Origin of the sequence: Nakamurella sp., assembly GCF_048594475.1 — a bacterium.
In the GTDB taxonomy this organism is placed as follows: domain Bacteria; phylum Actinomycetota; class Actinomycetes; order Mycobacteriales; family Nakamurellaceae; genus Nakamurella.
Window position 1 is genome coordinate 1 of the sequence record NZ_JBMDXT010000418.1, and the last position, 9,645, is coordinate 9,645.

Consider the following 9,645-nt stretch of genomic DNA (forward strand, 5'->3'; position numbering starts at 1 on the left):
GGGGGGGGGGTGCCATCCCTTGCGGGGCCCCGGGGGGGGGCGGGCCGGTGGGGCGCCCGGCCCCCCCCCCCCCGGGGGGGGCCCGGACCCGCCCCACCGGCACCCCCGCACACGCCGAGAGCCCGGCTCGGCATGCGCCGAACCGGGCCCTCGGGCCGTGCGAGCGTCAGCCTGCCGCGTCCGCGTCGACGGCGGGTCCGCCGGTCCGGGCCATGCCCCGGGCGACGGCGTCGATCAGGTACGGCCGCATCTGCACGGCCGGGATGATCGTGTGCACCGAGCCGACCTCGCGGGCCCGCTCGATGTTGTGGATCTGCTCGAACTCCACGGCGACCTCGCCGAGCTTCTCGGACCGCACCGCGGCCCGGGTCTCGGCCAGTTCGACCCGCAGCCGGCTGCGCTCGGCGTCGTCGGAGGCCTCCGCGATGGCCGCCTCCAGCGCCGTGACCCGGCTGTCCTTCGCCGTCCGGGTGTTCACGTCACGGGTGAACACGACCGCCGCGGCCGGCGCGCCACCGATGACCGAGGCGTACGAGCCCTCGATCGCGATGACCTCCATGTTGTCGTTGAGCGCTCCGGAGAACACCACGAACGCGCCACCGTGGTAGCGGGAGATCACGGTGAAGATGATCGGGCCGTCGAAGTTGACGATGGCCCGGCCGATCTCGGCGCCGTACTCGAGCTGGATGTTGCGCAGCGACTCCGGCGAGCCGTCGAACCCGGACAGGTTCGCCAGCACGACCAGCGGACGCGACCCCGAGGCGGAGTTGATGGCCCGCGCGGCTTTCTTGCTCGACTTGGGGAACAGCGTGCCACCGGAGAAGGAGTCCGGACCGTCGGTGGGCAGGAAGCCGCGCCGGGCGACCGGCCGCGACTCGATCCCCAGGATCGCCACCGGGTAGCCGCCCAGGTGGGCGTCGACCACGACCGCGGTGTCCGCCTCCGCCATGCCGGCCCACCGCTCCAGGGTCGGGTGGTCGGCGTCGGCGATCGCGCTGATCACCGCCCGGATGTCGAACGGCTTCTTGCGGTCCTTATTGGTCTCCTCGGCGAAGATCTCGCCGACCGTGGTGAACGGGCTGTCCGGGTGCACGTGCGGCGCCGACCGGACGTCGCGGTCCAGCGGATCGCTGGTCTGCGCCCGCCGCGGGTACTTCTCCCCCGGCGCGTGGTAGGCGTGCTCGTAGTGCTGGAACAGGATGTCCACCGCACCGGACAGGTTCGGCGCCCAGTACTGCGCCTCCCCGTTCGGGCCCATGACGCGGTCGTACCCGCCGATGCCGAAGTTGTCCTCGGCCGAGACACCACCGGAGTAGTCCAGGGACAGCTTGCCGGTGAGCACCATCGCCGAGTCCGGCGTCATGACCAGGATGCCCTTGGTGTGCATCAGCATCGTGGCCTCGGCGTTCCAGTACGGCTGGGCGCCCACGTTGATGCCGGACACGACGATGTTGATCTCGCCGCCGTTCTGGGTGAACAGCACGATCTCCCGCAGCGCCTTGGCCACCCCGTCCATGTTCTCCGTGCCGGAGTCCATGGAGATCTTGGCGCCCGAGGACAGGGTGAACCACTCGACCGGCAGATCCTTCTCGCCGGCCAGCTTGACCGCCTCGGCGATGAGGTTGCACTCGGCCACCGCGACGGTGCCCAGCGCCTTGGTCGGGTCGCCCATCATCAGCACCCGGGTCATGCCCTCCGGGTACCGCTCGGTCGGCGTGGTCACCAGGCCGACGATGACGCCGGCCTTGTTCTGCCCGGCCTCCCGCTCGACCGGTCCGAACGTGTTGTCGTCACCGAAGTCGTACTCGACGAACGTGCCGTTCGCGCCGGTCAGCAGCGGGATGATCTCGTACGGGTAGGCCGCGCCGCGGGCTGCGGACCGCTGCACCTTCAGGGCGTAGTCGTCCAGCACCGCCAGCGGCTCGGTCGGCGGATCGCTGACCGTCACCTGCACGCCGGCGCCGGCCTGGAACGCGAAGCGCAGGGCCACGTCCTTGAGCGAGGAGTCCTCCTGCCGCAGCCGCGCCAGCACGGTGATCTCGGACAGGCCGGTCCCCAGCGTCAGCGGGGCGGTGTCCTGCGCGAACCGGCCCAGATCGGACACCGGCACCTCGACCGGCGGCCATACGTGCAGGAAGATCGCGTTGTTCTGCAGCTTGCCGCTGTGCCCGGCCTGGGCCCGGCGGATCGACTCCAGGCAGGCGGCGAGCACGCGCTCGGCGACCGGGAACGACACGACCGCGCCGCTGGCGTCCCGCACCGGCGTGACGTCGCGGACCTCGGCCAGCGCGACCAGCCGCTCGTCGGCCGGGGTGTTCGGCGCGACGAGGTGGAACACGTACGTGCCCTCGGCCGCCGGCACCCGGGTGCCGGTGGAGTTCTTGAGCCGCCACAGATCCAGCCGCTGGCCGGTCAGCGGGTGCATGCCCCGGATGACCCGCTCCTCGGCCAGCCCGTGCGCCCCGGGCCGGAACGTGAACTGCAGGACGTCAGGGGCCTCGGTGTTGAACGCCACCGTGACCGTCACCCGCCGGCCGCCGGCGATGGTGCCGTAGTCCTGGAGCGTCGCGGCCAGCTCGGCCGAGATCGCATCCGGGTCCTCGGGGGCGTCCGCCCAGGCCACGTACAGGTCGGTGACCAGGTTGGCCGGATCCGGCACCCGGTTCGCCTCCGCGTCCACCGCGGACAGCGCCGCCGCGAGATCGGCGTGATCGGCCGTCGTCGAGATCAGGTACAGCCGGTTGCCGCCCAGCTCGTAGTTGCCGGTCAGCGACGGCCGCCCGTCGATCTCGGTGACCTGCAGATCCTCCAGGTCGCGGATCTTGTAGTACCGCCGGTTCATCACCTCGAGCATCGCCGGCACGCCGGACTTGCGGTTGAGCAGCTCCTCGGCCAGCAGCCGCACGACCGGCTCGGAGCTGGCCACCAGGCTGTCCATCAGCTCGGCCCGGTCGGCCCCGTCCGGGCTGGAGGCGAGCACCGCGACGTCCGCCCGGACCTGCTCGTACAGCGACGTCCGGGCCTCCTCGATGACCGGCCGCTCGTAGACCTCGTAGCGGATCGACCGGGCCAGGTCACCGATCAACGGGTAGCGCGACCGGGTCGCCACGACCAGGCGCTCGACGACGCCGCCGACGCGCTGCCGCACCTCCTCGCCCAGCACCGACGCGCGGGTGCGCCACCGCTCCAACAACCCGGCGACGATCGGGATCTGGTCCGCGACCCGCTCCTGCGCCAGGAAGACGCGGTAGACCGCTTCCTCCAGCGCCGGGCTCGGCTCCAGATCGGTGACGCCGTAATGCGCCAGCGCCTTGGCCAACCGGGCCCGGAAGCCCTCCGGCAGACCGGCCACCTCCAGGTCCAGCGACTGCAGGTAGGTGTGGAAGTACTCCCGCGGGCTGTGCACCTGCTCGTCGCCCGACTCCTCCTCGCCGGCCGGACGGTTCCGGGACAGCTCGGCCAGATCGGCGAAGGTCTCCATGACGTCCAGGGCGGCGCCGAGCAACTCGTCGTCGTCGAGCGGGATCTCCTCCCGCTCCTGGTCGTACTCGTTCCACAGGGTGCGGGCCCGCTGCGCGGACACGTCGTAGCCCATCACCAGGGCCCGCAGCGCGCGCAGGTCGCGGAACGCCTTGACCCGCAGGTCCGTCCGGTCGACCACCGTATCGGCCGAGAACTCGACCACCGGAGCGGTCGACGCCGCGCCCTCCTCCTCGATCTTGTCCAGCCGCAGCAGCGCGCCGCCGGCGTCGACCTGGGAGTTCACCGACGCGAGGATCTCCCGGACCCGGCCCGCGTACGGGGCCTTGACCGGGGTCTCCATCTTCATGGCCTCGAGGATGATGATCGTGTCCCCGGCCTCGACCTCGTCACCGGGCGCGGCCCGCAGCGCGACCACCACGGCCGGCGCGGGCGAGCGAACCATGCCGCCCTCGTCCCGGCTGACCCGGTGGCTGACGCTGTCGACCTCGACCAGGTGCCCGGCCGCGCTGGTCGACGCCACGATCTGGTGCCGGCGGTTGCCGATGGTCAGCCGGCTCTCGAACTGCGACTGCCGCTCCAGATCCAGCTCGACGACGCCGCCGCCGGGTACCTCGACCCGGTACCGGCGCGGGCTGATCTGCGCGATGGTCAGGGCGTACGTCTGGCCCCGGTAGCCCAGCTCGATCTCCCGGCCCACCTCGTGCGAGGCCTTGGGCCGGCCGCCCCGGGCGCTGCGCAGGAACGCGTCCCGCTCCAGCTGCTCCTCGGACTCGTACACGTCGGCGGCCACGTACAGCAGCGCGGCGTCCGCGCCGGCGGCCAGCTCCGGATCCTCGTGCAGGTTGGCCCGGTCCAGCCAGCCGGTGTCGGCAGTGCCGTCGATGACCTCGGGCCGGTCCAGCAGCTTGAGCAGGAACGACTTGGTCGTCGTGCCGCCCTTGACCACCACGGTGGTCTCCCGCAGCGCGACCCGCAGCCGGGCCAGCGCCTCGTCCCGGTCCCGACCCCACGCGATGATCTTGGCGACCATCGAGTCGTAGTCCGGGGAGATCGCGTCGCCGGTGGCGATGCCGGTGTCCACCCGGATGCCCGGGCCGACCGGCAGGTTCAGCAGCTCGACCTTGCCCGGCGACGGCGCGAACCCGTTGTCGGCGTCCTCGGCGTTGAGCCGCGCCTCCACCGAGGGACCGAACACCGGCGGGCACTCGCCGACCAGCTTGTACCCGTCCGCGACCAGGATCTGCAGCTTGACCAGGTCCAGGCCGGTCGACGCCTCGGTGATCGGGTGCTCCACCTGCAGCCGGGTGTTGACCTCCAGGAACGCGAAGGTCTTCTTCTCCGGCTGGTAGAGGAACTCCACGGTGCCGGCACCCTGGTAGCCGACCGCCAGCACCAGGTCGATCGCCCGGGCGGCCAGATCGTCGGCCTGCTCCTTGGTCAGCGCCGGGGAGAACGACTCCTCGATCAGCTTCTGGTTGCGTCGCTGGATCGAGCAGTCCCGTACGCCGGGCGCCCAGGCGTTGCCGTAGCTGTCGGCGATGACCTGGACCTCGATGTGCCGGCCACCCTGGACCAGGTGCTCCATGAAGATGACGTGGTCGTTGAACGCCTTCTGCGCCTCGGACTGGGTGCGCTCGATGGCCTCTTCCAGCTCCGCGGGGTCGAACACCATCCGGATGCCCCGGCCGCCACCGCCGCTGCGGGCCTTGAGGATCATCGGGTAGCCGATGCTCTTGGCGTGCTCGAGCGCTTCTTCCATCGTCTCGACGGGACCGCCGGACCACGGCGCCACCGGCACCTTGGTGGCCTCGGCCATGTACTTGGCCTGCACCTTGTCACCCAGCTTGCGCATGGCCTCCGGCGGCGGACCGATGAATTTCACGCCCACCTCGGCGCACAGCTCGGCGAAGACCGGGTCCTCCGCGACGAAACCCCAGCCGACCCAGGCGGCGTCCGCCTTGGACTCCACCAGGGCCTTGCGCAGCACCTCGTGGTCCAGATACGGGCTGCTGAGCTCGCCCTTCTCCCGGATCACCACGCCCTCGTCGGCCAACCGCACGAACAACGCACCACGCTCGGACTCGGTGTGCAGGGCCACGACCTTGATCCCGTAGCCGAACTCCGCGTTCAACTCGCGGACCGCCCGGATCAGCCGGACCGCCGGCTCACCCCTGTTGATCACCGCAATACGAGAAAACATGCCTGGTGCTCCTCCATCCACTTCGACCCAAGAGCGCCTCGCTCCCGACCCGGCCACTGCCGTCGCGCCCGAAGCTCCGGTGGGCGCGCGACGGGTTTCCGGTCCCCGGAAAGCGGTCGACGCATGCACTGCAATGTGCCCGCTTCATCCTGGCCTGTTCGGGCCGCTCGCGCTCTCCCAACATCGCAGTTCGGGCGTCAATCACACGGTCGCCCACATCCGCCGCGGCTCAGGTGTAGCGGGAGGCCACCCGTCCGGCCCGTAGACCGTATCCGGGGCCGTGCGTGACCGCGTGTACGAGAAGCGGATGCAGCTGGTGCAGCCCGATCAGCTCCGGCCAGTCGGCGCGCAGGCCGGCCGCCTCGGCGTACGCCGATTGCACCAGCGCCAGGTGCTCGGCCCGAACAGCGCGAGCATGGCCAGGTCGGTCAACCCGTGGCCGCCGTGCGCGGCCGGGTCGATCAGCACGGCCGCCGGGCCACCCCGGGAGCCGCCGGCCGCCGGGTCCTCGAGCGCGCCGTAGAGCACGTTGCCGCCCCAGAGATCGCCGTGGATGCGGGCGGGCGGGGCGTCGTCGTCGAACTCGCCGTCGGCCAAACGCCGGGCCACCCGTTCGACGTCGCGCCGCGCGGCGTCGGACAGGTTGCCGATGCGATGGGCGGCATGCGCGTACGGCAGCAGGCGCTCGGCCGCGTAGAACGCGCCCCAGCGGTGGTGGGCGCGGATCGGCAGCCGCTGCCGGCCGATCCACCCGTCGCCGGTCCATCCCGGCGGCGCCGCCCCGAACGCCGGGGCCCCCGCGCGGTGGGTCCGGGCCAGCGAACGGCCGAACGCCTCGGCCGCGGCCCGGCCGGCCGGCGCGGTGGCCACCCGGTCCAGTTCGATGCGGGTGCGGTCGACCTGCCGGACCCCGACGACGGCGGTCCCGCCGGCCGCGGCCAGCCAGCCCAGGCCGGCCGCCTCCCAGGCGAAGAAGCCGGCCGGCGCGTCGGCCCGCTCCTTGACGAACGTCGGCACGCGCCGGCCTCCGACTCAGGCGAGCCCGAGGGACTTCATGCGTTCGGTGTGCCCCTGCTGCAACCGGCGGAACAGGGCGGCGATGCCGGCCAGGTCGCCGGAGCCGGTGACGATCAGCTCGGCCAGCGTGTCCCGATCGGCCACCACGTACTGGGCCTGGGTGATCGCCTCGCCGAGCAGCCGGCGACCCCACAGCGCCAGCGGGCCGGCCACCCGCGGGTCGGCTTGGCAGGCCTTGCGCACCTCGCGGACGGCGAACGCGGAGTGACCCGAGTCGGCCAGCACCTCGAACACCAGGTCCCGGGTGACCGGGTCCAGCCACTCGGCGATCTCCCGGTAGAAGTCGGCCGCGAGCCCGTCCCCGACGTGCGCCTTGACCAACGACTCCAACCAGGAGTGCGGGGCCGTCGAGTCGTGGAACGCGTCGAACGGGGCGATGAACGGCGTCATGGCGTCCTCGACCGACACGCCGCGCGCGCCCAGGTGCCGGGCCAGCGCGGTGAAGTGCCCCATCTCGGCGGTGGCCATCGCGGACAGCTGCACCCGGCCGGCCAGGGTCGGCGCCCACCGCGCGTCCGCGGCCATCCGGTCGAACGCCGACAGCTCGCCGTAGGCGAGCACGCCGAGCAGGTCCACCACCGCGGGATCGGGCGCGGGCAACGAGACCGGTACCGAGGATCCTGGCGCGGCGGCGGCCGCGGCCGGGTCGGCCGGATGCGTTGTGCCCATGTTCACTCCCACGCCCTTTGCTGTCGACCGCCACGTTCGACCGAACTGTCGGCGAACCGCGCAGCGACGAGCCTAACGCCGCGCCGGGGCGGTCCGACCGCCGATCGGTCGTTGTGGTGGGCCGACCGGGTACGATGGGCAGGACGGTGCGACCTGCGCACCGCGGTACTGTGCGCGCGTCACCCGCGCGGATGGCCGAATCGGACCGACTGCCCGTCGGACCGGCCGGGGCGTCGTACGACGCCCGGCCGACCAGGCATTGCGGCGCGCCAGTGTGAACGCGCCCCGGGGACCCGCCCCAGCGGGCCCGGAACGAACGACTCGGGCAGCTCGACGACGACGGTTCGCCGCCCGGGCGAGACATCCAGCGAACAGTCCCGGGCATTGGTGTACCCGCCGATCGCCGGGATTGCCTTCTCTGTGTCGCGTGAACGCGCGCGGACGACACGGAAGGCCCGCCCGCATGACCGAGAACGACCAGCCCGACCACCAGGCGATCACCCCCGTGGTCACCGACCCGGTGGCCATCGACCCGGCGCCCATCGACCCGGTGGCCATCGACCCCGATGGCGTCGTCGCCGACGCCGCCATCGACCCAGCCGACGCCGAGATCTCGCACCCGCTGTCCGGTGATGCCCAGGTCCGGCCCGAATCCCCCACCTTCGCCGAGTTCGGCGTGGACGACCGGATCGTCCGGACGCTGGCCGAGGCCGGCATCGAACACGCCTTCGCCATCCAGGCGTTGACCCTGCCCATCGCGCTGACCGGGTCGGACCTGATCGGCCAGGCCCGCACCGGCATGGGCAAGACGCTGGGCTTCGGCGTCCCGCTGCTGCACCGGCTCGCCCACGACGCGCTGATGGCCCCGGATGCCGCCGGCAAGCTGCCGGCCGGCCGCGCGCCCCGGGCCGTGGTCATGGTCCCGACCCGGGAGCTGTGCGTCCAGGTGACCCGGGACCTGCACGCGATCGGCAAGGCCGTCGGCCTGGCCGTCACCGCGGTGTACGGCGGCCGGGCCTACGAGCCCCAGATCAACGCGCTGCAGTCCGGGGTCGACCTGGTGGTCGGCACCCCGGGCCGGCTGCTGGACCTGGCCAACGGCGGGCACCTGGTGCTCGGCGGCGTGAAGATCCTGGTCCTGGACGAGGCCGACGAGAGGCTCGACCTCGGCTTCCTGCCCGACATGGAGAAGGTGCTGGACCTGGTTCCGCGGGCCAAGCAGACCATGCTGTTCTCGGCGACCATGCCCGGCCCCATCCTGACCCTGGCCCGCACCTTCATGGCGCAGCCGGTGCACATCCGGGCCGAGGCGGCCGCCGAGGGCGCCACCCACAGCTCCACCCGGCAGTTCGTCTACCGGGCCCATGCGCTGGACAAGGTCGAGATGCTCTCCCGGGTGCTGCAGGCCCGGGACCGCGGGCTGACCATGGTGTTCACCCGGACCAAGCGCACCGCCGCAAAGGTGGCCGAGGAACTCGAGGAGCGCGGCTTCGCGGCCGCCGCGGTGCACGGAGACCTGGGCCAGGGCGCCCGGGAGCAGGCACTGCGCGCGTTCCGGTCGGGCAAGGTCGACGTGCTGGTCGCCACCGACGTCGCGGCCCGCGGCATCGACGTCGAGGACGTCACCCACGTGGTCAACTTCCAGTGCCCGGAGGAGGAGAAGACCTACGTGCACCGGATCGGCCGCACCGGCCGGGCCGGCAAGACCGGCATCGCCGTCTCCTTCATCGACTGGGACGACGTGCCCCGCTGGAAGCTGATCAACGAGGCGCTGGGCCTGGACTTCGCCGACCCGGCGGAGACCTACTCGACGTCGGCGCACCTGTTCAGCGATCTGGACATCCCCGAGGGGGTCACCGGCCGGCTGCCGCTCAAGTCCCGGACCCGGGCCGGCCTGGACGCCGAGCGGATCGAGGACCTGGGCGAGACCGGCGGGCGGCGTTCGCCGAAGGGCCGCACCCGCGGCCGCGCGGAGCACGGGCGCGACCACGGCCGGGCCGACGGCCGGACCGACGCGGGCCCCGAGCTCGGGCCCACGGACGGGTCCGTGGATCCCGCGACCGTCCCGTCCGGCCAGGGCCGGCGCCGGCGGCGCACCCGGGGTGGCCACGCCGACAACCACCCGACCGCGACGGCGGGCGGCGACGCGCCGTCCGAGGCCGCCGCCGACGGATCCGCCCCCGCGGACACGACCGGCACCGATGGTGCCCCGGCCC

Annotated in this window: 4 protein-coding genes; 1 reads left to right on the top strand and 3 read right to left on the bottom strand. The window is 72.6% G+C overall.

The genetic code is table 11. The features are described 5' to 3' along the window. Nucleotides 1-166 precede the first annotated feature (166 nt). From ACOJUF_RS18995 to ACOJUF_RS19005, 3 genes are all read right to left on the bottom strand, one after another. A complete protein-coding gene (locus tag ACOJUF_RS18995) occupies nt 167-5,683 on the bottom strand; it encodes a carboxyl transferase domain-containing protein (protein ID WP_420123383.1) in 5,517 nt (1,838 codons plus the stop codon). 327 nt (nt 5,684-6,010) lie between these two features. Then, nucleotides 6,011-6,700, bottom strand: a complete 690-nt coding sequence (locus ACOJUF_RS19000) for a fructosamine kinase family protein (protein WP_420123384.1) — start codon at nt 6,698-6,700, stop codon at nt 6,011-6,013. A 15-nt stretch (nt 6,701-6,715) separates the two neighbouring features. Continuing rightward, nucleotides 6,716-7,429, bottom strand: coding sequence for a ferritin-like fold-containing protein (locus tag ACOJUF_RS19005; RefSeq protein WP_420123385.1), 714 nt, complete (start codon nt 7,427-7,429; stop codon nt 6,716-6,718). A gap of 463 nt (nt 7,430-7,892) precedes the next feature. Here ACOJUF_RS19005 and ACOJUF_RS19010 point away from each other — a divergent pair. Next, the coding region (locus tag ACOJUF_RS19010) for a DEAD/DEAH box helicase (RefSeq protein ID WP_420123386.1) at nt 7,893-9,645 on the top strand (1,753 nt) is incomplete at its 3' end.

Excerpts from the sequence above, each read along its gene's own strand:
- ACOJUF_RS18995 (WP_420123383.1), bottom strand. The coding sequence starts at position 5,683 with ATGTTTTCTCGTATTGCGGTGATCAACAGGGGTGAGCCGGCGGTCCGG.
- ACOJUF_RS19005 (WP_420123385.1), bottom strand. The coding sequence starts at position 7,429 with ATGGGCACAACGCATCCGGCCGACCCGGCCGCGGCCGCCGCCGCGCCA.